The sequence below is a fragment of the Pseudomonas sp. NPDC087697 genome, assembly GCF_044743155.1.
Taxonomy (GTDB): domain Bacteria; phylum Pseudomonadota; class Gammaproteobacteria; order Pseudomonadales; family Pseudomonadaceae; genus Aquipseudomonas.
Genome location: NZ_JBIUVW010000001.1, coordinates 430734 through 453935, shown reverse-complemented (window position 1 = coordinate 453935; position 23202 = coordinate 430734). Strand labels below are relative to the sequence as shown.

Genomic DNA, 23202 nt, shown 5'->3' with positions numbered 1-23202 from the left:
GGATTACGTACTACGGGAAGCCAAAAGTGCTTTGGCAGCCACCTCTTCATCGAATGAGCAGAGATGAGGAGCCTTTTGATACAGGCTGAGCAGCAATTCGTTTTGGTCCGTTGACCACGTTTCATTTGAAATCCACTTCTCGTTATCCGTGGCGAAAGCTTCGACGGCGGCTTCGAAAATTGCAGTCAAGGAGCGTCTCTGAGCACGACTCATGATGTCGACGAGGTGCTTCAATCTAGGCTCCATGCGGAGGCCGACTGAGATGGTTGTGGTTTTTGGCTGGGCGTATCGCCTAGTAGCCATTGCTGTACCTCCGCGTGATGGTCCAAAACCATTCGGCTGCACTCATCCATTCCGCTGGTTGCCGTTATGCGCGGAGGTAAGTGCATGCGGGTGGTGTCGGAGGGTGCACAAATGAAAAGCCCGAGGAGTCCCGGGCTTTTGTTGTGCGTCACAAAGACCTCCCTATGTGAGCGCTGGTGCCTTCGCTGGAAGGGCTTTGTCATGGGCTATTTCATTGCCAATCCTCCGTGCTGTGTGGGTCGATCAATGCGGGTGGCACATTCCCGTATAAGCTGAGAGCTCCACCACTCAGCAAGGAAACAGCATGAACATCACTGCAACGTGCGGCGCATGCGGAAGCGATCAGCTTGTAATCCCGGAAGCAGGCGCAAAGGATCAAATGGTCCGCTGTTCAAAATGCAAGGCGGAAGTAGGGGATAAGGCCGCCATACAGAAAAAACTGAGGCAGACCGCAGAAAAGGAAGCGGAAAAGCTCAAGGCAGAACTTAAAAAGAAACTGTCCAAGATAGGCTTTAAATAAGGGCCTGCTGCTCCTGAGCGCTTCCAGTTTTCTGGTGGAGGTGCTTTTCGTCGTCAGGCTGAGGCGGTGCTTGTCATCACTGGCGCCTGCTTGGTGAAGGTTCGAACCGTCACAACCTTCTCTTCCTCGACGCAATCCAGTTCGTAGGCCTCACTCATCCAGTCGATGGCCTCCGGTTCGGCGTGCTTGCCACCGCCGTAGTAATAGGTCCAACCAACCCATGACCCATCTGGTAGCTGTGCAGCTACCGACTTGGCTTCATAGTGGCGGCCGCCATCGCACGGGATATCTGTTTCAACGTCGCCGCAGCGGGTCTCATTACGGCTGTCCCAGTGTTCACCGGCTTCTACCAGTGCGGCATAACCTGTATCTGCATCGACGCCGGTCATCGTGGTGTAGTTCAGGGCTTCCTTTTTTTGCCAGCGCGCATCGAGCGCCAGGATCAGGAATTTCACTTTCTGCTCAGGTGTCATCGATCTACCCTCGGTTGATTTCCCGTCTGGCCCTGTTGCCAAGGCCAGCCAGTGAAATCGGTGTTTCGGTCATACAGCCAGGGCAGGGCATTCGGCCCGGCGCACCATCCGGACCTGAGCTGTACGACGATCAGGAATACGTCGGTCGCGGCGCATCAAGTCGTCATCAAGCAATGAGTGGATGGCGACCAGCGCCGCCAGGACAAAGCACATCGGCGTGATGATCTGCCTCTTCATAGCCTCGGCCACTAGGGCGGTGCGCCGTGTGACACCGAGCTTGAACATCGCATTGGTAAGGCGCTTTTTGACGGTGCCGGCTTCGATGCCAGCTTCTCTGGCGATCTCTTTCGAGGTGAATCCCTGGGCTATCCAGAGAAGGAACTGAAGCTCTCGCGGTGCAAGGCCGCGACCGAGGTGGCCCTTCCATGCGCCGTTGATGATTGTTGCTTCCATCGTCGTGACTCCCGGTTGGTTTCCCGCTGCACCCGGCAGGCCAGGTGCAGTGGTGAAACTGTGTGTGAAGCTCCCGGCCTCGCTACTGGCGACAGGCCGGGTTTATTGCATCAGCGATGTATGTACAGCTGGTGGCCTATTTCCCGCTTGCTGATGGCAGGTTTCGGTACGTAGGTGCGGCGGTGGGCTTCCCTGTTCGCGCCAGCTCGATCAGCGTTGCTGGCGCGGTCATTGGGTATCTACAACATGCGGCGTACAGCCCTGTGCCTGGGTGATTTTTACGGCACGCCACATGAGGTCCGGCGCTCCTCATAGCCGAAGCTCGGAGCGCTAATTCTGTTCAGTTGAATCTCCCTTCATCCGCTGGGATTCGCGGGGCGCATTGCATGCCCGGGTCGTTCTCTCGGCTAAGGCGTTTCACCATCGATCAGCCGTACAGGGTTTTCCTGTCGTGGGCGGGCTATCTGACCCGTCTGATCGCCGGTCGCCGGTAGAGGCAATGCGGTCTGTTGGTATTGCTTGTGTTGCGCTGACTGTTAAAGAGCGGGCGCGGCTTTCGCTGCTGGGCCGGTGATGCGTTGGCTTGGAACAAACAATACCAATGGCAATATTAGTCGTCAATGCCAATGGTATTAATATTTTCAAGAGACAACAAAAAAACCCCGCACTCGGCGGGCTTCATCTATCTCAACTTCGGTCAATCTTCCTTGGGCACAACCCAAGAAATCTGTACTCCACCACCATCCTGGTGCGCCACGGTCACGTTGTCCGCTGCGGCAATATCCTCGAGCAGCTGCGCCCAATCATCTGGCGATTCGTCTGGAGCTTTGTAGATGAAGGCTCGCTTCGAGGTCTGCGCGCCAGTCGAGTTGATGATTTTCTGAATGCGAGTGCCGAGCAGCTCGTAGGAGGAGGGTAGTTTTGGTGCGGCGGCTTTCTTGGCCATGGGGCGTGCTCGCATATACTGGTTGAATATCCAGTACATGGATGGCCTGGCGATTGGCAAGCAAGGGGGGATGAGCGGGTAACAAAAAGCCCGCAGGGGGCGGGCTATCCGGGAGGGTTAGCCTAGGATGCGGGTCTGGTGGTGAGGCCATAAACAATGGCTTTTGGCTAGCGACGATTCCGAGACTCAATACAGCAGCAGGCGACTGTGACCAAACAGAAGATAACAATCAGCATCCCCAAAAAATCACCCATAGAAAAACTCGCTCATCACATAAAAAACCAGAAGGAGCTCGCTCGGCCCCAAGGCTTATCAGTCCGATCCGAAAACGGTAAACCAAGCAAGACCCCTAAAGTAGGCCGGCAGCAGCAGTCCTGTCTTTAGGACCAATCTGAGAGATGGCTCGAAAGCTCTGCTATAGAGGAAAAAAACCTGCTAATTGGATGTCTACGGTTTCAGGCTGGGCAGATCGGATGCGCAGGCTGACGGTGCGTTAGCCTCATCTTTTCCCGGAAAACAAAAAAACCGCACGTGGCGGGCTCTCGGCCGGCGAGGGGCTTATTGCTTCTGGGCGACCTTCAACCTGGCCAGCCCTTGCTTGATATGTCCGGCATTCTCATCGAACGCTTGCAGCGCCCCGCGAACGTTTTCGGCGACGTCAGCCGATCCGCGCCGCTCAACCCACAGGGTAAGCTCCATGAGGGCAGCCTCCAGGGCCAGCTGGTTGTCATACATACGGTCAAGGACATCGTGGAGAGAGTATTCGGTGGGCATCGCTTCGACTCCGTTCGAGGAATCGAAAGCGTCGCAGCTGGGGAGGAGGCAACAAAAAGCCCGTAGATGGCGGGCTCTCTTTACGCTTCGCAGTATCTCCATCGCCCAATTTTGACGGCACCGTTCTCAAGCCGATCGATGCGAAATTTTGGCAAGAAAGGAAAGAAATGAGGGGGGGGCGAACCTGTTGTAAATTTCTAAAGGACTTTTGCCGAGACCGAATCCTTTGGTCAGGAAATGCTGAACATCTCTTTGAAGGCAGAGTTCTAAATAGGTATGGGAGCTCAGCAGGAGAAGCATCATGGTTCAGCGCCGCCGATACCATATCTCACAGATATCTCTTCGATTAGAGGGTTTGCGCGCCAGCCTATCGCAGTTCAAGCGGGACGAGTTTGAGATTCAAGAGACGCTGCGTGGTGCGCCAGTGCTCGCTATTGAGCAGGCTCTCGACGAGGCATTTGATGAAATTCACGAGTCAATAAACCACACCGAGGAATTGCTAGAAGCTCTGGTTCAAGTAGCCGGAGGCGCTCCTGAAAAACTGTCTCATCGTGATATTGCTCATTGAGGCAGGTCGAGAGGTAGTGAGTTCTGTGGCTCGAGTGGGTTGCCTCAGTCGGGGAGGGCTTTTTTGCCGACGCGTGCCGAGATATCTCGGAACGTATCGCTATCGGTTGCAGCAAGGAGCGTCCTACCACCCTTCAGCGTGGCCATAAATGTCACCTCGGTGCTGTGGCCTGCTAGTAGATAGCCGGCGATGGCTCCCACCGGACCAAGCAGCATGGCGCCAGCTATTCCAAAGCCAATGGCGCTCTTTATATTTTTAGTGGAGCCCGTGTTCTCGACTGTCAGATCTTTAAATTCGGAGACGAGGAAGCTTTTTCCCATTCGTGGTTTAAGTGCCGTTTTAAGCGTTATGGTGCCAAGGCAATACTCCCCATCGCACTGGGGGAAGTCACCTGCGAGCACTATGATCTTTGCCATGTGGAATTGTCCCTGGGAGATCATTTTCTTGGGTAGTCATTGCGCGCGCTCGGGGTGGCCACGTCAACAATCTGACGATGAGCGGGGGAGTGTCGTCGACCAGTGATGCATGCGCTTTTTATGGCGTAATTGGCATAGAGAGATCCCAGCCAGACAACAAAAAGCCCGCAGTTGGCGGGCTCTCAGTCGAAGGGGCGCTGATCCGTCAGCTGATCTCAGTGTAGATCAGGATGGTGGCGGTCAAGGGGATGGTGACGAAGCGTAGGCCGGTCGCAATTAAGTCGACTTCAGCCTGGCCAGCCCTTGCTTGATATGCCCGGCATTCTCGCCAATGGCATGCAGCGCCCCGCGAACGTTATCGCCGACGTCTGCCGATCCGCGCTGCTCAACCCAGAGAGTGATCTCCATGAGGGCCGCCTCGAGGGTGAGCTGGTTTTCGTACATTTTTTCGAGGATGTCGGGGTGGGCGTATTGATCAGGCATGAGGTCGACTCCGATCCTTGGGTTTGCGGCTGAAAGGCGAAAAAAAAGCCCAAGTACTGACGGGCTCAATGGGGGGTAATTCGTGCGCGAAATGCTGAAGAAGTCGTGAAGGAAGGCAGGAACTAAAAGCCCGCATCTGCGGGCAACTTCAGTCGCTGGTCCTTCAGCTGAAACGAGTGTAGATCGTATGCAGAAGGGCGCAAGGCAGACAACAAAAAGCCCGCAGTTGGCGGGCTCTCTGTCGAAGGGGCGCTAATCCGTCAACTGGTCTGAATGTAGGTGGTGGTGGTGGTGGTGGTGGTGGTGGTGGTGGTGGTGGTGGTGGTGGTGGTGGTGGTGGTGGTGGTGGTGGTGGGCGCTACTTTCCAATGGGTAAATTCCGCCGCCAAGGTCATGCCTTGATCCTCAACGAGTGCAGCCTCTAAATCTACAGGCGACGGATGAAGGCCTTCACAATGGATTTCGTGGCGTCGCTGAGGTCAAGGTTCTGGATTGCTCCATAAGAGTGCCATTCACAGTCTGAAATCTCGTTGAGAGGACGAGCGCCATCTGCGTTCAGAACCGAGGCCTCGAAAACGTAATGCAGTATTCTGTTGGCTTCGAATTTCAGAAGGTAGAGAAGCTCGTCAATATCGAGTCCCGTTTCTTCGCGCAATTCACGAGCCGCGGCAGCAGCAGGAGTCTCACCTGGCTCAACCTTTCCTCCAGGTAAGGTCCATTTGGATTTTTCCTTGCGGACAAAGAGTATCTGCCCGTTGTCTGCGCAAATGACTGTTGCTCTCGTTTTCATGCGTTTTACCCCGTCAGGCCTTGATAAGGCTGCGCCGAACTGAATTCGCCTGAGTATAGGGACGTTAGGTGTGCGAAATTGGACACTTGTCATAAAGTCTTCACAAAGAAAATCCACGCATTTTTTGCGCAAAATTTATGTGTTGGCGGGCGGATGAGGAGTGAAGTAGGTGGGGCGCAAAGGAAAAAGGAGGGCGCAAGGCGGACAACAAAAAGCCCGCAGGTGGCGGGCTTTCTGCATCGCACGAGAGTATGGAAAAGCTCGCGTGACGGTAAGAGCGGGTTTACTGATCTTGTTTGGTGGTTGAAGTAGCAGCGTTACTCAGGCCCTTTGAATTGTGATCTCCTGGTGTGGTCGTTGAGATCGCAGTGGCCTTTGTAAGTCCGTGGGTGGTTTTGGAGTGGGCAATCCCGGAAGTAGCCACTCCATGGCCTTTGCTGTCATTACGAGTGCGGCCAGTGTGATGGCCACTGATGCCGTGATCCCTGACGGCTCGACCGTCATGATCGACTTCTTGGCCTTCGCTACGGCCATTGCTGTCAGCGTCGGCAGAATGACCTACTCCCTCTCCGCCGCTGCTACTGCTGCCGTGACCTGCGCTGTTACCGCCGCCACCACTTTTTGCATAGGCAGAGGACATAGGGAGTAAAGGCGCTGCAGCCAGCATCATTACGCATGTCATCACAGCTACGAGATTCGTCTTTTTTAAAAGCATGATTGCTTCCACCGATGGGGGAGGGTTTGCATGAGTTAGGACGCATAGCATGCGTCTATAGTTCTCAGGCTTCCGACAGAAGGCGCCACGAGAGGGTCACGCAGACGACTACTAACAAAAAGCCCGCAGGTGGCGGGCTTTCTGTCGAAGAGGCGCTGATCCGTCAGCTGATCTCAGTGTAGGTTAGGATGGTGGCGGTAAAGGGTAAGCGTGCTTTGAGCCCACTTGCCTTTTTGTAGTGGTCAACTGATCCCGGACACGACGTTAAGTTTTTTCTCGGCCTGAAATGGCACAACTCGACTACGGACGCGACATTTATGGATATCCTCTTTCCTCGCATCAGAGAGCGCTTGAACAATCGTCGATTTATCGTAACCGGAAACGCCTACGGTCTATCCGATGCAAGTACAGTGTTTCATTACAAGGTCGAGCGAGATTCCATTTCGGGCACTTACCAAGGTGGCCAAATCCGCATGGGCAATCTCATCGGGCGAGCGATAGGCCCCGATACCATTGAGCTTCTTTATCATTGTTTGACTGCGGATGGTGAGATTCTTGCCGGCTGGTCACGTGGCACCGTAGGTGTTGATTACGCTGGACGTACTATTCTGACGTTCGTCTGGGGTTGGTTATCAGGTGCGACTGGAGGTGGGGAGTCTAGCTACGTCGAGCTTGAGGATTAGCGATTGAGAATCGCTTGTTAAAGTTGATTATTCCAGTGTCCATCTGTGGATACCATCACCCTAAGCGTTGGGATCAGGAAGGTGTGTTGGCCGGACGGTTACATTCCATTCGGGGAATCGAAAGCGTAGCAGTTGGGGAGGGCGGACAACAAAAAGCCCGCATTTGGCGGGCTCTCAATAGATGGAGCCAAATCCTTTTGGCTGACCGCATTGTGCTTGGTGGGTATGACGAAGGCGTGACAGGGCGGAATGAAAAAGCCCGGCGCTGGGCCGGGCTATTTTATTGCAGCGTTGCGGGTATGCCTTGCCTTATCTGCTTCAAAAGCTCGCCTCTATCCTCGGCATAGCTGATTACGCGGACTCCCTCAAAGGACTGAAGCTCTTCAGATATCTCCCTGTAAGCCTTCAGCAATTTTGGTTTTCCGGATTCTGGCGGCCCCGCAACGAACAAGGTGTCCTCTGCGAGTTGATGCGCTCCACTCAGCCGTCTAACTTTGGAAATCCATGCATCTCCATGTTCCAGGATTTTTGAAGGCTCATCATGGCCAAGATGTATTGGCTTGATAGCCTGGACTGGCATCTGACCCTCGCAGAGTACAAATGGAAATTTTACCGGGTAATCGGAGGTGCCTAATTTCCTTTCACTGTATCGCTGCCGCAGATGGGAGTCTGTCAAAAGCTTGCCAAGCTGCTTCTCAAGAGCTGTTTCCTGATACTCCTTGGTAGCGAAGCTGTGATTGACGTAGTGGTCAAACAAAGCCTTTAGCGCAACGTCAGCATTATCAGTCGCCATCGTTCCTGGGTCGCTGAATCGCATCATCGTTTCTCGTGGATGGATGAGATGCTTGAAGGTGCTTAACAGAGCTCCAAGGTCACCACGATTTTGTGTGAAAAATCCGCTGAGCCTTGCAAGCTCTGCGTTCATCTCGCGGCGAGCCCTTTGAAAAATCTTAGAGTCGAGGCTTGGGAAGAAATTCGTAACGCGCTGCCTTTTCTGCTCGATTTTGAAGCGAAAGTCGCCATTATTGGCGATCAGCACGATACCAATATTTACGAATTCACCTGTTTCAGGGTAAGGCAAAAACCTGAGAATTGAGTAGTTGCAGATGTATTTCATAGGGGTCCCCAGAACCGCTCTTCCCTGAACACTTCTAGAATTTCTAGACGGTCAGCCAATGTAGGCTCGGTCTCGTCAATGTGGTCGCCGTCTCGGTAGATCCAGTCATCTGGCAAAAGGGCAGTGATCGTACCCCAGTTCAAGATCCCCTCGTTAAGCATTTGCGAGTATTCCTGACGGGTGACGTAATCCCTGAAACCCGCACGACTATCTCGGAATACATGGTTTTCTATAAAGTCATCGCAATTGAAGGTTCTGTCAAACGCTAGGTTGTGATCTATGACGTTCAGGGAGCCCTGAGCATCCAGGATTAGATTCACGTTCCCGCCCATGGGCCCCAGACAGCGATCCTCGTTCCGAACCCACCAATCGAAGAGTAGAACTCTTCGCTTCAGTTCGGCCGAGGTAGTGTTTATGTTACTCAGAGTGAAGTCGGAGGCGTTTTCTACTGCTCTGGATGCAAACGCAAGTCCTCCACCTAGGTCTCCAACATTGGGTATAGCACTGAAACCAATGAGTTCAGGAGGCACGTGCATAAGGCGCCATGCTGGAATTGGGAGCTCAAGGCTCCTGCCAAGCTCGGCGCCGAGAGCCTCTGAAATGAGGGCGGGGCCGCCTGACTTTGCTAGGCCTTTTACAAAATAAGAATGGCCATCATCGGCGCGAACGATAAAGGGCTTTATTGAGTAACCCTGATGACTTTGTCGCACTATCTCAATGGCATTGATGATTTCAGGCATGTACCTGACTTCCTTGTGCTATGCGGTCTAAGACCAAAATAAGTAGATCAAGATCCTAGATCTCTTGCTTTGCCGGGTCGGCTAGCGCGAAAACATCCCCCACCAAAACACATGCCCCAGGATCGCGATCTATTCAGGCTTGGCTCTTACAATCCTTCCCATCTTCACCTCATCAGCATACGCAGTCAGCCGATCCTCATCCGCTTGGAAAATCTGGCACATTCTCAGCACTGCTTGGGCGTCCGGCTCATTCCCGGCCAGGCTCAGCCGTTCGGCGACACGCAACAGCTCTACCGCCGACCACTTTAGATCAGATGCAACACCCTGGAGGTCGCGCTTCAGGTCTTGCTCTGGCTTGTTGAGTTCCATCATCACCCCTTACAAATCCCCGTCACACTAATCTGGCAATCAGCCTGCCATAGCAATTCTCAGTGCTATCGCAGCCTCAAGAAGATTATTTGCCTGGGTCGAGACAGCCGTCGCCAAGACATCATTTCCCGCGTCTTTCAGCATTGCTGCCAAATCGAGCAGCTTCCCCACCTCAATCTCAACAACGCGAACGGATTCGGTAATCTGGTATTGAAGTGAGTGCGCCATGCCATCAACCCTCGTTCCAGATTCGGCTGGGACTCCCGGATGTCAGGGGTCGCCGTACCTCTAATGGTTATCCTGATAATAGTTAACTGGGTTAACCCTTATGCCCGGCAGCGCGCGTCACAAATCCCCACCGCGCCAGATTCAACCACCGGAAAACCATTTCTTGAGTGCTGAAAAAAGGGTGGTGCGGACAGGCTTGCGATCGCTCGTCAAGATATCAAGTGCATACGTGGCTTTCAGGGTTCGCTCCCTCAGAACGCTGAGTCGAGTATGAAGCTCTTTCTTCAGGCGCTTATGTTCGCTGGGTGGCGATAGTTCAATAAGCTTACTGGCCATGAAAAAACTCAGTTCCATTTGCTGATCTAGAGCTTCAGTGATTTCCCTGATCGCATAGTTCATGCCTGAGCCCACGCCAGAAGGCGGCTGATTACAGCTTTCGCGCATTCCAAACGAGCAGAACACGAGCCTGAATGTGGACGCGATCAAGCTGAGCACCCTCGATCATGATTGCTGGGTAAACAGGGTTATCCGAAATCATGCGAAGCGATCCGCCGGTCATGCGCTGGAGTCGTTTAATGAACAAGTCGCCGTCCAGGGTGAAGACGTAAACGGCGTCGGTGCGTATCTCTGTGATGCCTCGATCAACCAGCAGTGAGTCCCCGTTTCGGAATGTCCCCTCCATGCTGTCGCCGTCGCCATCAATGATCGCGAGATTCTCTGGCCTAGAGTACGAAAGCCCTTGGGTCTTCAGCCAATCTAGGTGAACGGTCATGTCTCGGATCACCTCAATATGGTGTTCCGGGGGTGTACGACCGTTCCCCATGGAGCCAACGATATCTAGGTGGGGGATAGTGATGAAGCTTGAGTCTGGGGTTTTCCTGCGTGAATCAATTGCAATCACATTGCTTTCCTTGGCACTGCTCGATCCTATGGCTTGGGCAATTTTTGCCATTTCATCAGCTAGCCGCTCGCTGAACTCGCGGACATCCACTTTTAATATGCTCGCGAATGAGGCGGCCACAGATGAATTGAGAGGATTGACGCCATTGAGGTAGTGACTCACTGAGCTCTGGTTCATTTCCAGAGCGTGCGCCAGCTTCTCTTGGGTCAACCCGAGCTCATTTTTTTTCGAATTGAAGATGGCCTTCAGTCGAAGGCACTCATCTTTCTTGTCTTGCGGTAAGGGCTTCTTGCTCATCCCTGAATCGTATTCCCATCGGTAATATAGTCACAAATGCCAATGGCATTTACTTTCAAAAATGCCATAGGTAATATCTCGGTATGAAGAACCGCGGAGAGCTCTCCCATGAACCGAATTCACATTACTGATTTTGCCCGCTGTCTTGGGCAGTGCGAGGCGGCTGACCTGCTGAATATGACGCAGGGCGCGCTTAGCAAGGCGATAAGAGTGGGGCGCGATATTTACGTCACGCCTTATCCGGACGGGCGATGCGAAGCCGAAGAAGTTAGGCCGTTTCCATCGCAGAGCCAGACAAAAAAGCAGGCTGCGTAACTGGCGAATCTGCCCACCGACCCATGTAGCCAGTATCGGCCTTGCCGGTCTGCACAGATAGAAACCTGAAGTCGCTGTTGATTCATCCAGTACCCAAATTCCAGACACAAAAAAGCCGACGGAGAGGTCGGCTGATTCGCAAAACTAGAGAGGGCCGATTATGCAGAGCCAACCCATTTCAAGCAATACCCCGACCAATGTCGCGACACGTTTTCAGATTTCGCAAAACGTGTCGCGTACCGCCATGTCTTCCAGCGAGATCGCAAAGCTAACTGGAAAGCGTCACGACAACGTCAAACGGCTGATTGAAGACCTGGCAAAGTTAGGTCACGTCCATCCTCAATCTGAGGATGAATGGTCCTCCGACAAATTGGGTCGTCCGCGCGCAACCCGCATCTACAAAGTGTGCGAGCGGGACAGCTATGTGGTTGTTGCTCAGCTTTCACCGGAATTCACCGCCAAGGTCGTCGACCGGTGGCAGGAATTGGAGAACCGCAAGCCAGAACCTCAGATCGTGATCGCGAGCAGCAACAAGGTCGTCGGAGAGCTGGCAATTCTTGAGTGCTTCACGCGTCTCCTGAAGCCGGCGCCGTCCAGTCAAATGCTGATGCTGGCCAAGATCGCTGCGAGCAATGGTCTCGACGCACAGTTTCTCCCTGGCTACGCCATCGACGCAGCACCAGACGCCACCGGCGGCAGCTCCATGCCGACCAAGGCAGTAACCGCACTGATCAAAGACTTCGACCTGCGCACGTCGGCGCCAGCCTTTAACAAACTGCTGGAGGCTCACGGGTTCCTCAGGGAGATGCAGCGCCGAAACTCCAAGCAGGAATACGTCGGCTTCTGGTCGGTAACCGAGAAGGGCTTGGCCTACGGCAAAAACCTCACCAACCCCCAATCGCCCCGCGAGACGCAGCCTCACTGGTACGTCGATCGCTTCCTCGAACTGGCCAAACTGGTCGGAAAGGCCTGACATGCAATACACCGTCACGATCAATCAGGCGAAGGCATTGGAGTGGGGCTTGAACGCACAGCAAGCTTTACTGTTCGCCTTCGTCTATGAGTGCCCGAGCTGGGCCAATCCAATCAAGACGGATACCGGGATTTACTTCGCCCTGAGCAAGAGCAAGATCGTTGATGAGCTGCCACTGCTCACCGATAAACCGGACACCGCCTATCGCCTTCTGAAAGCACTGAAAGACTCGGGTCTGATCGAGCTCTCTAGTACTTCCAGCATCACGCTTATTCGCCTGACCGAGAAAGCCAAAGAGTGGAACCGCAAATTGGATGGGTCGGAAAAATATCCGACCTCTGACGCACTCGATGGTCGGAAAAAAATCCGATCTACCTCGGATAAATCTCCGAGCAAGGTCGGAAAAAAATCCGAGCCAGGGTCGGAAAAATCTCCGACAAATCAGGGTACCAATAATCAGGGTACCAATAATCAGGGTACCAATCAGGAAACCAGTAATCAGGATTTGCAGGACTGCGGCTCGGACAAGCCGACCCGGTCCGGTGGGTTGGTGCTGGTCGTTGGTGGCTCCGACGCTCCACGGGTTGAGATCCCGGCCGACATGCCGGGCCCCAAAGACCAGACCTGCAAAACGTTCAAGACCTGGGCGAACTACGCCATGGCTTACCGCAAGCGTTACAAGGCCTGGCCGGTCTGGAACGCCAAGGTGGGAGGGCAGGTTGGTCTGCTGATTGGCCGCCTCGGTATCGAGGTGTCCCACAGCGTCGCCGCGTACTACCTCGGCATCAACGACGCCCAACTGATCCGCAAGTGCCACAGCCTGAGCGAGTTGCTCGCCAACGCCGAGGGTTACCACACCCAGTGGGTCACTCAGACCCAGATGAACGGCCGCACCGCCCGCCAGCAGGAAGACACCCAAGCCAACATCAACGCCGCACAGGAAGCTGCTCGGAATATCCGTGAGGGAGGGCCGCGCAATGCTTTCCTCTGAAGACCGCGCACAACTGGCCGGCGCCATCTGCGCAACAGCTGAAACGTTGGGCCAAACAATCAGCGCCGCGGCTGCTGAGCTGATGGCTGAGGATTTGGCTATGTTTCCCCCGGCCGATATCCGCAAGGCGCTTCAGGCCTGCCGCCGGGAGCTGACTGGAAAGCTGACCCTTGCTGCCATTCTCCAGCGCGTTCAGGCCGCCGATGGCCGCCCAGGTAAAGACGAGGCATGGGCGATCGCGCTCACCGCCGGCGATGAGATCGAGACCGTGGTGGTGACCGCTGAAATCCAGCAGGCGATGACCGCTGCGGTGCCAATCCTGAGGCTGGGCGACAAAGTCGGCGCGCGCATGGCGTTCATGAGCGCCTATGAACGTTTGGTGTCCGCTGCTCGGGCCGACGCCGTGCCGACTACCTGGAGCGTTTCCCTAGGATTCGATCCGACGCGCCGGGTTGCCGCCATCGAATCGGCAGTGCGCATGCAGCTGATCACCCAGCAGGCCGGCACGCAGTACCTGGCGGACCTGCGCATCGCGCCGATCACCACCGATGGCCAGGCTATCGCCGGGCTATTGACCGGCGAGGTCCACGAAGCATCGCCAAAGGTTCGCGAAAAGCTCGCCGAGGTTCGCCAGATCGTCGAAGCAGCGAAGGCTCGGCAGGACCGCCAACGACTCAAAAAGGCCCAGGCAGATCGGGTCGACACGTATCTGCGTAAGCGCCGGGTACGGACTGTCATCGCTGCGGCGCAACGCAAGGAATCTTCCCATGGCTGAGCTAGCACTGATCCGCACCGCCCAAGGTCTGGTACCCGCCACCGAAGCTGACCGCGAAACTGTCCAGAAGTGGAAGGCTGGCCAAGTCATCCACGGCAAGTTCACCCGGATGCGGAACGGCAAGTTCCACGGCAAGTTCTTCTCCATGCTCGATCTGGCCTGGGAATACTGGGAGCCGGTCGGCGGCCTGATCCCGCGCCAAGAGATGCGCGGCATCCGAGGGCTGGCCAAGTTCTTCGAGGCACAGAGCGGCAAACCGGGGCAGCTTTCGAATGCGGTTGCCGCGTACATCACCGGGCTGGAGCAGGCTCGCGCCGAGCGCTTCCCGGCAGTCGATAAGAGCCGTGAGGCGTTTCGTGAGTGGGTAACGATCGAGGCCGGTCACTTTCACCTGGTGCACACGCCTGAGGGTATCCGCAAAGAGGCCAAGTCGATCAGCTGGGCAAACATGGACGACACCGCTTTTGAACCGCTTTACCGCGACGTCTTCAACGCCTGCTGGCGGTTGGTGCTGTCCACGGTTTTTGAGAATGAGGCTGACGCGCTTTCTGCTGCTGATCAACTGGGGAGTTACGCATGAGGATTGCCCTCAAGGAAGTAAAGGCGAAGAAGTGCAAGAACCCCGCGTGCCGCATGAGTTTCAAGCCTTCATTCTCCACGGCGCAAAAGGTGTGTAGCTGGGCGTGCGGTCTGGCTATCGCTCCGGAGAATCGCGAGAAGGCCCGTAAGGCAATTGTTGAGGTTGGCCGCAAGGAAATTCGCGCAGCCAAGGAGCGAATCAAGCCGCGAGCCCAGTACGTGCGTGAGGCGCAGCAGGCGTTCAACGAGTTCATCCGTCTGCGCGACAAGGATCTGCCGTGTGTGAGCTGCGGCCGTCACCATGAAGGCCAGTACCACGCCGGCCACTACCGCACTGTGGGAGCGAACCCAGAGCTGCGGTTCGAACCGCTGAATGTCTGGAAGCAGTGCGCACCGTGTAACAACCACAAGTCCGGCGACATCGTGAACTACCGCATCACCCTGGTCCGGCGTATCGGCCTTGAACGTGTTGAGTGGCTGGAGGGACCGCACGAACCGAAGCGTTACACCATTGAAGAACTGAAGGCCATGAAGGCCGATTACAGGGCAAAGATCAGAGAATTGAAGAGGGCAGCAGCATGATTTATCCGAGCGTATCGAACGCAGTTGTTTCGGCCCTTGCAGCCGAAGCCATCGACAACACCAGCACGCAAGCCTGGCAGAAGCTGTACAACTCGGAGGATGAGGAGGAGGGTGGCGATCTGGCGACACTGGTTCGCTCCCGCGGTGCTGAAACCATTGACCGTACCCAGGTGGACTGCTGGGTATCGGCACGCCTTCACCATGGACTGGAGCCAAAGCACTGGCATGCCTTGGTCGCGAAGTACTCCACGCATAAGGCTCGCAAAGTCCAAGCTATTGCAGCGCTGCAGACCCTCATCAGCACCCCGGCGCCGAAACTGTTCTTGTACAAGGCGATCACTGCTTGGGCCATCCCGCAGCTGAAGGGCGCGCGGCCAAAGGTTGTGAGTTCGGTGTCCGTCGAGATTCCGCTCGATGCTAAGCCCTGGCGTCGAGAGTCGATGGTTAATGCTGCGGTAGCTGCGGGTCAGGCCAAAGCCAAGAAGGACGAGTCGCGCTCTGCCGACATGATCGTGCTGAAGGACAGTTTCTACGACATGAACACCTGGGACAACGACGGCACGCCGGAGTCGACTCGGCGCCGTTGGAGGCAGTCGATTCAGAAGACGGCAGATGATCTGGTAAATGAAGCGTTAGCCCATGCAGAGGAGATCTTGGAGGTGGAAGGGCTGATTATCGAACAGGCTGCGTGATTGCCTGTTGACATTAGTGAGCGGATGAGCGAAATTAATCACATCCTGTCATTTCTGCGTGTGTAGGAGTGACCAAGAAGAACCCGGCCGCCAAGCCGGGTTTTTTATTGCCCAAAGAAAAGATTCCACTGCATCCAGGGCAGCCTTCGGGAAGGCCTGGACGCTGCTAGCCGGTAGTGCAGTGCTACGAGAAAACACCGGCAGCCCGCGCGCCCTTACCTGACTTGTGCTTCCAGGGTGGCGCGAGACCGAATCGGCGAGACTGGTGCAGAAGGGGGCCAGCGTCGTGAAGGTCTTTGGCGGACGGCGGGAAAGACCGCAAACATATTTCGAGCCTCAGCATTCGCTGGGGCTTTTTCGTATGAGGCGGAACCTACAAAGACCGATGCCACTCCACCTCGCTGATGCCGTACAACCTTACAAAGTCTCGCATTGCCTGGACTGTTCCGCCGCATGGTGGGCTTGCAGCCAACTCGCACCGAGAGTGCAGGAAGGAAAGATAGCAAGCGTCTGCTTCTGTCATGGTCTTCGCGGGGTAATCGAACACGACTCGATTCCCGTTGAGGCAGTAGCTGACAATGAAATATGCGAGCTTCACGGCGGACCTCGAGGCTCTTGGCTATCACCCATTGATCCTAGTTTGAGTACGAGCAAATTGCTCTGACCTCCGATCTGAATGATCGACCACTCTTTATTTGAGCCTCGCCAATGTGCGGGGCTTTTTCGTATCTGGAGTTCAAGATGAAAGCTCAGTATCGCGAGCTGATCGAATCGATCATCGGAAAAAAGCAGAAACTTGCAGAGGCGAAAGGTATGCAGGTCGACGCCAAGGCTCAGTTGGCGAAGGCGGATGGCTATGTATCGTTTAATGAGGCCAGCTTGAAGGAATTAGAAGGGAAGCTGGCCGATTTGGAGGCACTGATCTTTGGGTCAGAATCCAAGGCACTTATCTAGGGCGTGGGGGGATTCAATAATTCCCGCCGTTTTCTTCTTGCGGTTGAGCAAGTCGATTACAACCATCGTGTCCTTGGTCGGGTCAAAGTCGCTCTCCAGGTAGAGGGCGCAGTGGACATCATCTAGCGTCTTGTTGCTGCTGAACGCTACAAATGAAGAGGTTTCCTCCCAAGTGCCTTCGGGGACTAGCTCGGACATTTTTTCCATGATCGAGTCATACCTCCCCTGGTAACCGGGTCCCGCCTGAAGCCTGAACGTAACGATAAAATTTGCCATGGGTCCATCCAGTGTCGCGGTTGAAGGGATCTTGACGATAGCACGGAGCTATATGCCCGCCGCGGAGTCGAGGGTATGGGGAGCTACCTCGCTCACTCGGGGGTATTACTCTTTTTGTTCGTAGTTTGCAGATAGAGCTCCGTTCGATAGATCCTGACGTGTCTCGGGGCCTCGAATCCTAGAGTCACCTTGTTGCGATCAATTTCAAACACCTTGATTTGAATTTCGTCGTCGATGCGTATGGAATCACCAATTTTCTGGTTGAACTTCAGCATAGGGTCTTCTCCTTGGCTTGGGGGGCGATTTCGGTGGGAGAGCCAACTCAGGAGCCTGGTCGCTCTGGGAGTTGAGCTAATTGTCCGCACACGTTCAGCGCCAAAGATCTAAGAGTTATCTGAATTTTCTGCTGATCAATCTGTTTTGTTCCCTTGCCTCGCCTTCGTGCGAGGCTTTTTTATTTCTGGAGTATCAAATGGCTGAACCAGCATCTACAGCTGCGGCTGCGCTTGTTGCGAAGTACGGCGTAGCTGTGGCTGGTTTCGCGGGCGCCTGCGTATCGCTAACCCTATTGCAGGGACTGACACGTAAGCAGGCATTCTGGGCGGTGGCCACCGGCTTCCTGTCCGCGATCTTCACTACGCCTCTGGCTGTTCACCAGTTTGGCCTTCCGCCAGATAGTGACACTCAGAACGGTGTCGCCTTCCTGATTGGCCTGCTGGCGATGAACATCATTCCGGGCCTCAAGGCACTGGCGGGACGGTTCGGCGCAACCGGGAGTGTCTGATCATGAATCCTATTCTGGGAGGCGTTGACGCATTCCTGTGCGTGCTGGTGGTGATCGCTGCGGTCGATTACTTGCGTCGTGTCAGGCCGATTGAGCAGCCGATGCTCAGCATCTCGTTCTACTTGGTGGCCATCGGCGCGTTTGGAGATTTCGCCGCAGCGATCCAGGGGCACTACGTGAGCCCGTTCACCGTGATGATCCATACCGGAGTGGTGGCTTATGCCTGGGCTCGGCGTGGGCATGTGTTTGAGGTGGCGGGGTAGGTCGCGATACGTTTCGAGAATTATCAAATTGTGTCGCGACATGTAGATAACAAAAGACACGAGTCGAAGCGGGAGCGCTCAGGAACCTAACCAGCTTCCAAGTACGTTTTTGTAAATGAGCTAGAGAAGCAACATTGGATCATTCTCAGCGGGAGCTGCAACTGCAGCTGCAACAGCGGCTCTCCTGGCTTGTACCGCAGTTCTTTGTAATCCCACTCCATTAGAGATTCCTTGCAACTGAATTCTCAAGCCCTGAAGTGATGGCGTTAATACAGCCGGGCCAAGTAAGGTTTGGAGTAGAAGCGATGCTTGCAGTCTCTCATTTTCAAGGTTAGCTAGGCTTGTATCGAGAGCATCAGCAACTGTGAGATAAGTAAGTCTGCTGGGATGATTTTGCACAGCTATCACTGGGCCGGTGACAAGATCATAGGCGGTAACTTCGGCATTCATCTGCAGTGCCCTCGTACCTAGCCTCGCCACAATGGGTCTCATTCTGGCACTTATAGACCCTTGTGAATCATGCCGAGAGCTAGAATCTGTGCGTCGCATAGTCAACCGGTCGCGCGTCCCAAGATAATCCATTATATGTTCCTGTAAAGCACCGTCTCCATCTAGATTCTCCCAGCCCATATATGCCTCCTTCCTGAATACTTTTCAGAGAATTGAGTATAGGCAAGGAATCTAATCATTGGCGCGAATATTGGTCGAAGCCAAATTCACGAGAGAAGGCATATGACAACCAAGCAACCCGACTGGGAGGCAATCGAACGCGCCTACCGGGCTGGATTGCTTTCTCTGCGTGGCATCGCCGACAAATACGGCTCAAGCGAAGGCACAATTCGCAGCAGGGCCAAGAAGCACGGATGGCAGCGCGACCTGACTGATCAGGTGCGAGCAGCCACCAACGGCAAGCTTTCACGCACAGTTTCACGCACTGACGTCACGCATCGCGAAGTGCGTGAAGACGAACAAATTATCGATGAGGCCTCCGACGAGGCTGCCTCAGTAGTGTTGGCTCACCGCACGGATCTCGCTCAGTGGCGCGGAATTGCGAACAAGCTTTGCGATGCGCTCTCCGACATGGACGTGAACAAGGAAAACATTGGCGACTTCGCCCGGTCCTTGAACGCCGGCGTCGACGCTCAGCTCAAAGTCATCAGGGGCGAGCGTCAGGCCTACAACCTCGACACAGAGACAGGCGACAAGACAGTCGACGACCTGGCCGCACTGATGGACGAATTATCTAAGGAAGCCTGACATGAAGCCCGAGCACATGAAGCTGCTCAGGGATAAGCGCTTCCGACTCAACAATCTCTATTTCATCACCGATAAGCAGGGCAAGAAGGTCCGCTTCCGGATGACGGACGAGCAGATCGAGTACTTCGAGGGGATGCATACTCGCAACATCATCCTCAAGGCTCGCCAGCTCGGCTTCACCACCGAGTGCTGCATCATCCAGCTCGACGCTGCGCTGTTTGAGTCGGCGAAGTGCGCACTGATCGCCCACACCCTGACCGATGCAAAGCGCTTGTTCCGGGAAAAGGTGAAATACGCCTACGACAACCTGCCGTCTGAAGTTCGAATGGCAAACCCGGCCAAGAACGACGCCGCCGGCGAGCTGGTGTTCAAGAAGGGCGGTTCGCTCTACGTCAGCACCTCATTCCGAGGCGGCACGCTGCGCTACCTGCACGTGTCCGAGTTCGGGAAGATCTGCGCGAAGTTCCCGCACAAGGCCCGCGAGATTGTCACTGGTGCCTTTGAGGCGGTGGCCACCGACTGCTTCGTCACCATCGAGTCGACGGCAGAGGGGCGAGCCGGGTACTTCTTCGATTACAGCCAGGGTGCTGAGCGCCAGCAGCTCGCCGGCGTGCCCCTGGGCCTACTGGACTGGAAGTTCTTTTTCTTCAGTTGGTGGAAGAACAAAGCCTACTGGCTCGACCCGACCAATGTGGTCATACCGCAACGCCTGACCGACTACTTCAACGAGTTGGAGGCCAAGCACGGGATCGTCACGAACGACGGTCAGCGCGCTTGGTACGCAGCGAAGGAGAAGACACTCGGCGACGACATGAAGCGGGAATACCCGTCGATACCGGTCGAGGCCTTCCAGCAATCGGTAGAGGGCGCCTATTACGCCCAGCAGCTCACCAAGCTTTATACCCAACAGCGCATTGGCGCGATCCCGGACAACAGCCACCAGCCGGTGATGACGTTCTGGGACATCGGCGTCGGCGACTCCACGGCCATCTGGTTCGTGCGCCAGATCGGCACCGAGTACCACGTCATCGACTACTACGAAAACTCGGGCGAAGGCCTGCGGCACTACATGAAGGTGCTCAAGGACAAGGGTTACACCTACTCCGAGCACTGGGGGCCGCACGACATTGATAACCGCGAGTTCGGCAGCGATGCCAAGACCCGTCGCGAACTGGCCCAAGAGGGCTACGAAATTGACGGACAGAAATACTGCATGACCTTCCAGGTGGTTCCAAAGATCGGCATCAATGACGGCATCGAGGCTGTGCGGGAGATTCTTCCGCTCTGTGTGTTCGATGAGTCGAAGTGCGAACAGGGTATCGGTTGCCTGGAGAACTACCGCAAGGAATGGGACGACAAACGCGGCTGCTGGAAAGACAGACCGCTTCACGACTGGACCTCTCACGGCTCCGACGGATTCCGGTACTTCGCTGTAGCGAAGAGCGCCAGGAAGCCGGCCACATCTATCAAAATGGGATACGCCCGATGAGCAACGACGTCTCCTTCAAGCGGGCGGACTACACGGAAGTGCTGGACCGCTGGGCGACTGTGCGTGATGTCTGCGCCGGTCAGCACCGGGTCGTGTCGCGGCTTCCGTACATCAACGCACACGACAAGTCGCCGGAGAATGCCGACCGAAACAAAGCATACCGCGAGCGTGCGGTGTTCAAGAACGCCACCGGCCACACTCGAAATGGATTGCTCGGCCTGGCATTCCACAAAGACCCAACGCTCACCGTGCCGAAGAAGCTGGAGTACTTGCAGGACAATGCCAACGGCTCCGGCGTGAGCATTTATCAACACTCGCAAGGCACGCTTGAAAAGGTGCTTGAGGCTGGTCGGCATGGCCTGTACGTCGACTACCACCAAGACGAAGGTGCTGGCGGCCATTCGGTGATCCTGTCGTACTGTGCCGAGGACATCATCAACTGGCGCACGGGCATGGTGAATGGTCACAACGTTCTGACTCTGGTCGTGCTCCGTGAGACTCCAGAAGTCGAAGACGGATTCGGTTTCAAGACGATCGAGCAGTACCGCGAACTGACATTGGAAACTGAAGGTTTCGTCTGCCGAGTTTGGCGCCGATCCGGACCGGAGAATGGCGGCCCGCTTGCTGTTGTGGAGGAGCATTTCCCGACCGGCGCGAAAGGCCGACTAAAAGAGATTCCATTCACATTTGTCGGCGCGCAGAACAACGACCCAACAATCGACGAGTCGCCGCTCTACGACATCGCCATGATCAACCTAGGACACTACCGCAACAGCGCGGACTATGAAGACAGCGTCTTCTGGTGTGGCCAGGCTCAGCCCTGGATTTCCGGCTTGACTGAATCATGGGTGAAGTTGTTGGAGGAAAAAGGTGTCTATGTCGGTTCCCGGGCGCCAATGCTGCTTCCGGTCAACGGAGTTTTCGGCTACGCGCAGCCACTGCCGAACACCTTGGTTAAAGAGGCGATGGCCGACAAGAACCAGATGATGATCGAGCTGGGCGCCCGGATGGTCGTCGCGTCTCTGGCAACCAAGACGGCTACCGAGTCCCGCGGTGATCAATCAGCGTCGACATCGGTGCTGGCCGGCTGCGTAGCGAACGTCAGCGAGGCCTACACCCGAGCGATCGTGTGGTGCTGCGAATACATGGGCGTCACCGGCAAGGTCGCGTACCAGGTCAATCAGGAGTTCGTTGAGCTGACGGCTGATCCGCAGATGATCACGGCACTGGTCGGTCTCTGGCAGAACGGCGGCTTTGCGAAAGCGGATCTGCGCGCTTACCTGCGCAAACTGGGGCTGATTGCTCCGGAGCGCACAGACCTGCAGATCGACGGCGAGCTACTGGAACAGACTGACGGCCTCGGCCTGGACGACGTGGGGGTGAACAGTGGCGGCCAACCAGGCAATCCTTGATGCCACGATCCGGCATGCGGTATTCCTCGAGCAGCTGAAGGCGGGCGAGGTCGGAAAGTTCGCACCGTTCCTCAAGGAGATTGACCGCTCGATCCGGGACCGGCTTACCCAGTCCGATCTGACCGAGTACAACGTCAAGCGGCTTGAGTCGCTGCTGAAGGAAGTCGACAGCCTATTGTTGGGCATCTTCGACCGCTACAGCGCGCAGTTGAATCTCGATCTGATCGATATCGCCAACTACGAGGCCGAATTCGAAGCAACGAGTCTCACAAGGTCGGTACCGGTCGGTGTGTCGTTCGATGTGGCGATGCCGACGGTCTCCGCGATACGGACGGCGGTGCTGACGAATCCGCTCAGCGTGCGCGGCACCGGTGGCGGCAAGCTGCTGAAGGCCTTCATCAAGGGTTGGACCACGGCAGAGCGCGAGCGCGTCACCGGTACCATCCGGCAGGGTTTTTTCGAAGGGCAGACGAACTTCCAGATCATACGCAACATTCGTGGCACCAAGGCTGCCGGCTACAAAGATGGCATTCTGGCCACGACCAACCGCAACGCTAGTGCGGTGGTGCACACCGCGATTCAGCATGTGTCGTCACAGGCACGGATGGAGGTGGCCAAGGCCAACACCGATGTGGTGACCGAGATCGAAATGGTCGCCACCCTGGACAGCAAGACCAGCCAGACCTGCCGATCGATGGATAAGCGGCGGTTCCCGGTCCACTCTGGGCCGAGGCCTCCGTTTCATCCGAACTGCCGCACCACTTTCATCTTCCTGACCAAGCTGAGCGAGATATTCGCCAAAGGCGCTACGCGGGCTTCTGTCGGTGACGATGGGCCGCAGCAGGTCAGTGCCAGTCTCGACTATTACCACTGGCTACAGCAGCAGCCGGCCTCCTTTCAGGATGCAGCCATTGGCCCGAAACGGGCGAAGCTGTTTCGGGAGGGCGGTTTGAGCCTGGAACGGTTCGCTGAGCTACAGCTTGATCGAAACTTCTCGCCACTGACCCTGGTGCAGATGAAAGCGCTGGAGCCGCTGGCGTTCGAGCGGGCGGACCTGCTAAGTTGAGAGCATTAATCGCCAAGG

Annotated in this window: 36 protein-coding genes; 17 read left to right on the top strand and 19 right to left on the bottom strand. The window is 55.6% G+C overall.

Features of this window, described 5'->3' with window-relative positions; genetic code table 11:
* Window positions 1-3 precede the first annotated feature (3 nt).
* On the bottom strand, window positions 4-234 hold the full coding sequence (locus tag ACIPIN_RS02100; protein WP_401114576.1) for a hypothetical protein: 231 nt from the start codon (window positions 232-234) through the stop codon (window positions 4-6).
* 373 nt (window positions 235-607) lie between these two features.
* On the opposite strand from ACIPIN_RS02100, the gene ACIPIN_RS02095 reads away from it, so the two are divergent.
* Window positions 608-823, top strand: a complete 216-nt coding sequence (locus ACIPIN_RS02095; protein ID WP_401114573.1) for a hypothetical protein — start codon at window positions 608-610, stop codon at window positions 821-823.
* A gap of 53 nt (window positions 824-876) precedes the next feature.
* Here the strand turns inward: ACIPIN_RS02095 and ACIPIN_RS02090 are convergent, their stop codons facing one another.
* From ACIPIN_RS02090 to ACIPIN_RS02075, 4 genes are all read right to left on the bottom strand, one after another.
* A complete protein-coding gene (locus ACIPIN_RS02090) occupies window positions 877-1296 on the bottom strand; it encodes a hypothetical protein (RefSeq protein ID WP_401114570.1) in 420 nt (139 codons plus the stop codon).
* A 69-nt stretch (window positions 1297-1365) separates the two neighbouring features.
* Complete coding sequence (locus tag ACIPIN_RS02085; protein ID WP_401114568.1) at window positions 1366-1749, bottom strand: response regulator transcription factor; 384 nt, start codon at window positions 1747-1749, stop codon at window positions 1366-1368.
* A 697-nt stretch (window positions 1750-2446) separates the two neighbouring features.
* Complete coding sequence (locus ACIPIN_RS02080) at window positions 2447-2695, bottom strand: DUF1654 domain-containing protein (RefSeq protein WP_401114565.1); 249 nt, start codon at window positions 2693-2695, stop codon at window positions 2447-2449.
* A gap of 558 nt (window positions 2696-3253) precedes the next feature.
* Window positions 3254-3469, bottom strand: coding sequence for a hypothetical protein (locus ACIPIN_RS02075; RefSeq protein ID WP_401114563.1), 216 nt, complete (start codon window positions 3467-3469; stop codon window positions 3254-3256).
* Window positions 3470-3770: 301 nt separating this feature from the next.
* Between ACIPIN_RS02075 and ACIPIN_RS02070 the strand changes: the two genes are divergently transcribed.
* Window positions 3771-4037, top strand: a complete 267-nt coding sequence (locus ACIPIN_RS02070) for a hypothetical protein (RefSeq protein ID WP_401114560.1) — start codon at window positions 3771-3773, stop codon at window positions 4035-4037.
* A 44-nt stretch (window positions 4038-4081) separates the two neighbouring features.
* Here the strand turns inward: ACIPIN_RS02070 and ACIPIN_RS02065 are convergent, their stop codons facing one another.
* The 5 genes from ACIPIN_RS02065 to ACIPIN_RS02045 form a co-directional block, all read right to left on the bottom strand.
* Complete coding sequence (locus tag ACIPIN_RS02065) at window positions 4082-4453, bottom strand: hypothetical protein (RefSeq protein WP_401114557.1); 372 nt, start codon at window positions 4451-4453, stop codon at window positions 4082-4084.
* A gap of 276 nt (window positions 4454-4729) precedes the next feature.
* Window positions 4730-4936, bottom strand: coding sequence for a hypothetical protein (locus ACIPIN_RS02060; RefSeq protein WP_401114554.1), 207 nt, complete (start codon window positions 4934-4936; stop codon window positions 4730-4732).
* A 260-nt stretch (window positions 4937-5196) separates the two neighbouring features.
* Entirely contained in the window at window positions 5197-5331 is a 135-nt protein-coding gene (locus tag ACIPIN_RS02055) for a hypothetical protein (protein WP_401114552.1), read from the bottom strand.
* A 32-nt stretch (window positions 5332-5363) separates the two neighbouring features.
* On the bottom strand, window positions 5364-5726 hold the full coding sequence (locus ACIPIN_RS02050; protein ID WP_401114549.1) for an NUDIX hydrolase: 363 nt from the start codon (window positions 5724-5726) through the stop codon (window positions 5364-5366).
* Window positions 5727-6009: 283 nt separating this feature from the next.
* Window positions 6010-6441: a hypothetical protein gene (locus ACIPIN_RS02045; protein WP_401114547.1), complete on the bottom strand. Its 432-nt coding sequence runs from the start codon at window positions 6439-6441 to the stop codon at window positions 6010-6012.
* A gap of 317 nt (window positions 6442-6758) precedes the next feature.
* Between ACIPIN_RS02045 and ACIPIN_RS02040 the strand changes: the two genes are divergently transcribed.
* Entirely contained in the window at window positions 6759-7124 is a 366-nt protein-coding gene (locus ACIPIN_RS02040) for a hypothetical protein (RefSeq protein ID WP_401114544.1), read from the top strand.
* A gap of 280 nt (window positions 7125-7404) precedes the next feature.
* Here ACIPIN_RS02040 and ACIPIN_RS02035 read toward each other — a convergent pair whose 3' ends face one another.
* From ACIPIN_RS02035 to ACIPIN_RS02010, 6 genes are all read right to left on the bottom strand, one after another.
* Complete coding sequence (locus ACIPIN_RS02035; protein WP_401114542.1) at window positions 7405-8241, bottom strand: DUF3037 domain-containing protein; 837 nt, start codon at window positions 8239-8241, stop codon at window positions 7405-7407.
* Window positions 8238-8981, bottom strand: coding sequence for a HipA family kinase (locus ACIPIN_RS02030; RefSeq protein WP_401114540.1), 744 nt, complete (start codon window positions 8979-8981; stop codon window positions 8238-8240). The genes ACIPIN_RS02035 and ACIPIN_RS02030 overlap by 4 nt, the downstream gene beginning before the upstream one ends.
* A 129-nt stretch (window positions 8982-9110) precedes the next feature.
* Window positions 9111-9350, bottom strand: a complete 240-nt coding sequence (locus ACIPIN_RS02025; protein ID WP_401114538.1) for a hypothetical protein — start codon at window positions 9348-9350, stop codon at window positions 9111-9113.
* A gap of 39 nt (window positions 9351-9389) precedes the next feature.
* Window positions 9390-9578 (bottom strand): hypothetical protein, encoded by a 189-nt coding sequence (locus ACIPIN_RS02020; protein ID WP_401114535.1) that lies wholly within the window; start codon window positions 9576-9578, stop codon window positions 9390-9392.
* 141 nt (window positions 9579-9719) lie between these two features.
* A complete protein-coding gene (locus tag ACIPIN_RS02015) occupies window positions 9720-9977 on the bottom strand; it encodes a hypothetical protein (RefSeq protein ID WP_401114532.1) in 258 nt (85 codons plus the stop codon).
* 28 nt (window positions 9978-10005) lie between these two features.
* Window positions 10006-10776 carry a S24 family peptidase gene (locus ACIPIN_RS02010; RefSeq protein ID WP_401114529.1) on the bottom strand — a complete coding sequence of 257 codons (771 nt, stop codon included), beginning with the start codon at window positions 10774-10776 and terminating at the stop codon, window positions 10006-10008.
* Window positions 10777-10884: 108 nt separating this feature from the next.
* Here ACIPIN_RS02010 and ACIPIN_RS02005 point away from each other — a divergent pair, with 108 nt between their 5' ends.
* The 8 genes from ACIPIN_RS02005 (at window position 10885) to ACIPIN_RS01970 (ending at window position 16637) form a co-directional block, all read left to right on the top strand.
* Window positions 10885-11091, top strand: coding sequence for a Cro/CI family transcriptional regulator (locus ACIPIN_RS02005; protein WP_401114527.1), 207 nt, complete (start codon window positions 10885-10887; stop codon window positions 11089-11091).
* Between the two features lie 160 nt (window positions 11092-11251).
* Window positions 11252-12064, top strand: a complete 813-nt coding sequence (locus ACIPIN_RS02000; protein ID WP_401114524.1) for a Rha family transcriptional regulator — start codon at window positions 11252-11254, stop codon at window positions 12062-12064.
* A 1-nt stretch (window position 12065) separates the two neighbouring features.
* Window positions 12066-13055, top strand: coding sequence for a phage replication protein (locus ACIPIN_RS01995; RefSeq protein ID WP_401114521.1), 990 nt, complete (start codon window positions 12066-12068; stop codon window positions 13053-13055).
* The gene (locus tag ACIPIN_RS01990) at window positions 13042-13830 is read left to right on the top strand and encodes a hypothetical protein (protein ID WP_401114519.1); all 789 of its coding nucleotides are present in this window, start codon (window positions 13042-13044) and stop codon (window positions 13828-13830) included. Before ACIPIN_RS01995 ends, ACIPIN_RS01990 begins: the two co-directional genes overlap by 14 nt.
* Entirely contained in the window at window positions 13823-14410 is a 588-nt protein-coding gene (locus tag ACIPIN_RS01985; protein ID WP_401114516.1) for a DUF1367 family protein, read from the top strand. Before ACIPIN_RS01990 ends, ACIPIN_RS01985 begins: the two co-directional genes overlap by 8 nt.
* Window positions 14407-14991: a recombination protein NinG gene (locus ACIPIN_RS01980; RefSeq protein WP_401114513.1), complete on the top strand. Its 585-nt coding sequence runs from the start codon at window positions 14407-14409 to the stop codon at window positions 14989-14991. The genes ACIPIN_RS01985 and ACIPIN_RS01980 overlap by 4 nt, the downstream gene beginning before the upstream one ends.
* A complete protein-coding gene (locus tag ACIPIN_RS01975) occupies window positions 14988-15683 on the top strand; it encodes a hypothetical protein (RefSeq protein WP_401114510.1) in 696 nt (231 codons plus the stop codon). Before ACIPIN_RS01980 ends, ACIPIN_RS01975 begins: the two co-directional genes overlap by 4 nt.
* A 741-nt stretch (window positions 15684-16424) precedes the next feature.
* Window positions 16425-16637: a hypothetical protein gene (locus ACIPIN_RS01970; RefSeq protein ID WP_401114507.1), complete on the top strand. Its 213-nt coding sequence runs from the start codon at window positions 16425-16427 to the stop codon at window positions 16635-16637.
* Here ACIPIN_RS01970 and ACIPIN_RS01965 read toward each other — a convergent pair.
* Both ACIPIN_RS01965 and ACIPIN_RS01960 read right to left on the bottom strand, forming a co-directional pair.
* A complete protein-coding gene (locus ACIPIN_RS01965; RefSeq protein WP_401114504.1) occupies window positions 16614-16913 on the bottom strand; it encodes a hypothetical protein in 300 nt (99 codons plus the stop codon). The genes ACIPIN_RS01970 and ACIPIN_RS01965 overlap by 24 nt on opposite strands.
* 92 nt (window positions 16914-17005) lie before the next feature.
* A complete protein-coding gene (locus ACIPIN_RS01960; protein ID WP_401114501.1) occupies window positions 17006-17188 on the bottom strand; it encodes a carbon storage regulator in 183 nt (60 codons plus the stop codon).
* A 197-nt stretch (window positions 17189-17385) separates the two neighbouring features.
* Between ACIPIN_RS01960 and ACIPIN_RS01955 the strand changes: the two genes are divergently transcribed.
* Window positions 17386-17697, top strand: a complete 312-nt coding sequence (locus ACIPIN_RS01955; protein WP_401114717.1) for a peptidase M48, Ste24p — start codon at window positions 17386-17388, stop codon at window positions 17695-17697.
* A gap of 2 nt (window positions 17698-17699) precedes the next feature.
* Complete coding sequence (locus tag ACIPIN_RS01950) at window positions 17700-17960, top strand: hypothetical protein (RefSeq protein ID WP_401114498.1); 261 nt, start codon at window positions 17700-17702, stop codon at window positions 17958-17960.
* A 120-nt stretch (window positions 17961-18080) separates the two neighbouring features.
* Here ACIPIN_RS01950 and ACIPIN_RS01945 read toward each other — a convergent pair whose 3' ends face one another.
* Entirely contained in the window at window positions 18081-18410 is a 330-nt protein-coding gene (locus ACIPIN_RS01945; RefSeq protein WP_401114495.1) for a hypothetical protein, read from the bottom strand.
* 282 nt (window positions 18411-18692) lie between these two features.
* Here ACIPIN_RS01945 and ACIPIN_RS01940 point away from each other — a divergent pair, with 282 nt between their 5' ends.
* From ACIPIN_RS01940 to ACIPIN_RS01925, 4 genes are read left to right on the top strand one after another with little or no spacing between them, the layout of a single operon-like run.
* On the top strand, window positions 18693-19217 hold the full coding sequence (locus tag ACIPIN_RS01940) for a hypothetical protein (RefSeq protein ID WP_401114493.1): 525 nt from the start codon (window positions 18693-18695) through the stop codon (window positions 19215-19217).
* 1 nt (window position 19218) lies between these two features.
* The gene (locus tag ACIPIN_RS01935) at window positions 19219-20706 is read left to right on the top strand and encodes a terminase (RefSeq protein ID WP_401114490.1); all 1488 of its coding nucleotides are present in this window, start codon (window positions 19219-19221) and stop codon (window positions 20704-20706) included.
* Entirely contained in the window at window positions 20703-22118 is a 1416-nt protein-coding gene (locus ACIPIN_RS01930) for a DUF4055 domain-containing protein (protein WP_401114487.1), read from the top strand. Before ACIPIN_RS01935 ends, ACIPIN_RS01930 begins: the two co-directional genes overlap by 4 nt.
* The gene (locus tag ACIPIN_RS01925) at window positions 22093-23184 is read left to right on the top strand and encodes a phage minor head protein (RefSeq protein WP_401114484.1); all 1092 of its coding nucleotides are present in this window, start codon (window positions 22093-22095) and stop codon (window positions 23182-23184) included. Before ACIPIN_RS01930 ends, ACIPIN_RS01925 begins: the two co-directional genes overlap by 26 nt.
* The last annotated feature ends 18 nt before the right edge of the window (window positions 23185-23202 follow it).

Coding starts and splice junctions, on each gene's coding strand:
- ACIPIN_RS02010 (WP_401114529.1), bottom strand. CDS start 10,776: ATGAGCAAGAAGCCCTTACCGCAAGACAAGAAAGATGAGTGCCTTCGA.
- ACIPIN_RS02055 (WP_401114552.1), bottom strand. CDS start 5,331: ATGACCTTGGCGGCGGAATTTACCCATTGGAAAGTAGCGCCCACCACC.
- ACIPIN_RS01990 (WP_401114519.1), top strand. CDS start 13,042: ATGCTTTCCTCTGAAGACCGCGCACAACTGGCCGGCGCCATCTGCGCA.
- ACIPIN_RS02095 (WP_401114573.1), top strand. CDS start 608: ATGAACATCACTGCAACGTGCGGCGCATGCGGAAGCGATCAGCTTGTA.
- ACIPIN_RS02015 (WP_401114532.1), bottom strand. CDS start 9,977: ATGAACTATGCGATCAGGGAAATCACTGAAGCTCTAGATCAGCAAATG.
- ACIPIN_RS01965 (WP_401114504.1), bottom strand. CDS start 16,913: ATGGCAAATTTTATCGTTACGTTCAGGCTTCAGGCGGGACCCGGTTAC.
- ACIPIN_RS02020 (WP_401114535.1), bottom strand. CDS start 9,578: ATGGCGCACTCACTTCAATACCAGATTACCGAATCCGTTCGCGTTGTT.
- ACIPIN_RS01955 (WP_401114717.1), top strand. CDS start 17,386: ATGGCTGAACCAGCATCTACAGCTGCGGCTGCGCTTGTTGCGAAGTAC.
- ACIPIN_RS02040 (WP_401114544.1), top strand. CDS start 6,759: ATGGATATCCTCTTTCCTCGCATCAGAGAGCGCTTGAACAATCGTCGA.
- ACIPIN_RS02000 (WP_401114524.1), top strand. CDS start 11,252: ATGCAGAGCCAACCCATTTCAAGCAATACCCCGACCAATGTCGCGACA.
- ACIPIN_RS02060 (WP_401114554.1), bottom strand. CDS start 4,936: ATGCCTGATCAATACGCCCACCCCGACATCCTCGAAAAAATGTACGAA.
- ACIPIN_RS02025 (WP_401114538.1), bottom strand. CDS start 9,350: ATGGAACTCAACAAGCCAGAGCAAGACCTGAAGCGCGACCTCCAGGGT.
- ACIPIN_RS01980 (WP_401114513.1), top strand. CDS start 14,407: ATGAGGATTGCCCTCAAGGAAGTAAAGGCGAAGAAGTGCAAGAACCCC.
- ACIPIN_RS02090 (WP_401114570.1), bottom strand. CDS start 1,296: ATGACACCTGAGCAGAAAGTGAAATTCCTGATCCTGGCGCTCGATGCG.
- ACIPIN_RS01945 (WP_401114495.1), bottom strand. CDS start 18,410: ATGAATGCCGAAGTTACCGCCTATGATCTTGTCACCGGCCCAGTGATA.
- ACIPIN_RS02080 (WP_401114565.1), bottom strand. CDS start 2,695: ATGGCCAAGAAAGCCGCCGCACCAAAACTACCCTCCTCCTACGAGCTG.
- ACIPIN_RS02030 (WP_401114540.1), bottom strand. CDS start 8,981: ATGCCTGAAATCATCAATGCCATTGAGATAGTGCGACAAAGTCATCAG.
- ACIPIN_RS01950 (WP_401114498.1), top strand. CDS start 17,700: ATGAATCCTATTCTGGGAGGCGTTGACGCATTCCTGTGCGTGCTGGTG.
- ACIPIN_RS01970 (WP_401114507.1), top strand. CDS start 16,425: ATGAAAGCTCAGTATCGCGAGCTGATCGAATCGATCATCGGAAAAAAG.
- ACIPIN_RS02065 (WP_401114557.1), bottom strand. CDS start 4,453: ATGGCAAAGATCATAGTGCTCGCAGGTGACTTCCCCCAGTGCGATGGG.
- ACIPIN_RS01960 (WP_401114501.1), bottom strand. CDS start 17,188: ATGCTGAAGTTCAACCAGAAAATTGGTGATTCCATACGCATCGACGAC.
- ACIPIN_RS01935 (WP_401114490.1), top strand. CDS start 19,219: ATGAAGCCCGAGCACATGAAGCTGCTCAGGGATAAGCGCTTCCGACTC.
- ACIPIN_RS02070 (WP_401114560.1), top strand. CDS start 3,771: ATGGTTCAGCGCCGCCGATACCATATCTCACAGATATCTCTTCGATTA.
- ACIPIN_RS02085 (WP_401114568.1), bottom strand. CDS start 1,749: ATGGAAGCAACAATCATCAACGGCGCATGGAAGGGCCACCTCGGTCGC.
- ACIPIN_RS02005 (WP_401114527.1), top strand. CDS start 10,885: ATGAACCGAATTCACATTACTGATTTTGCCCGCTGTCTTGGGCAGTGC.
- ACIPIN_RS02075 (WP_401114563.1), bottom strand. CDS start 3,469: ATGCCCACCGAATACTCTCTCCACGATGTCCTTGACCGTATGTATGAC.
- ACIPIN_RS01995 (WP_401114521.1), top strand. CDS start 12,066: ATGCAATACACCGTCACGATCAATCAGGCGAAGGCATTGGAGTGGGGC.
- ACIPIN_RS02035 (WP_401114542.1), bottom strand. CDS start 8,241: ATGAAATACATCTGCAACTACTCAATTCTCAGGTTTTTGCCTTACCCT.
- ACIPIN_RS01940 (WP_401114493.1), top strand. CDS start 18,693: ATGACAACCAAGCAACCCGACTGGGAGGCAATCGAACGCGCCTACCGG.
- ACIPIN_RS02050 (WP_401114549.1), bottom strand. CDS start 5,726: ATGAAAACGAGAGCAACAGTCATTTGCGCAGACAACGGGCAGATACTC.
- ACIPIN_RS01930 (WP_401114487.1), top strand. CDS start 20,703: ATGAGCAACGACGTCTCCTTCAAGCGGGCGGACTACACGGAAGTGCTG.
- ACIPIN_RS01985 (WP_401114516.1), top strand. CDS start 13,823: ATGGCTGAGCTAGCACTGATCCGCACCGCCCAAGGTCTGGTACCCGCC.
- ACIPIN_RS01975 (WP_401114510.1), top strand. CDS start 14,988: ATGATTTATCCGAGCGTATCGAACGCAGTTGTTTCGGCCCTTGCAGCC.
- ACIPIN_RS02045 (WP_401114547.1), bottom strand. CDS start 6,441: ATGCTTTTAAAAAAGACGAATCTCGTAGCTGTGATGACATGCGTAATG.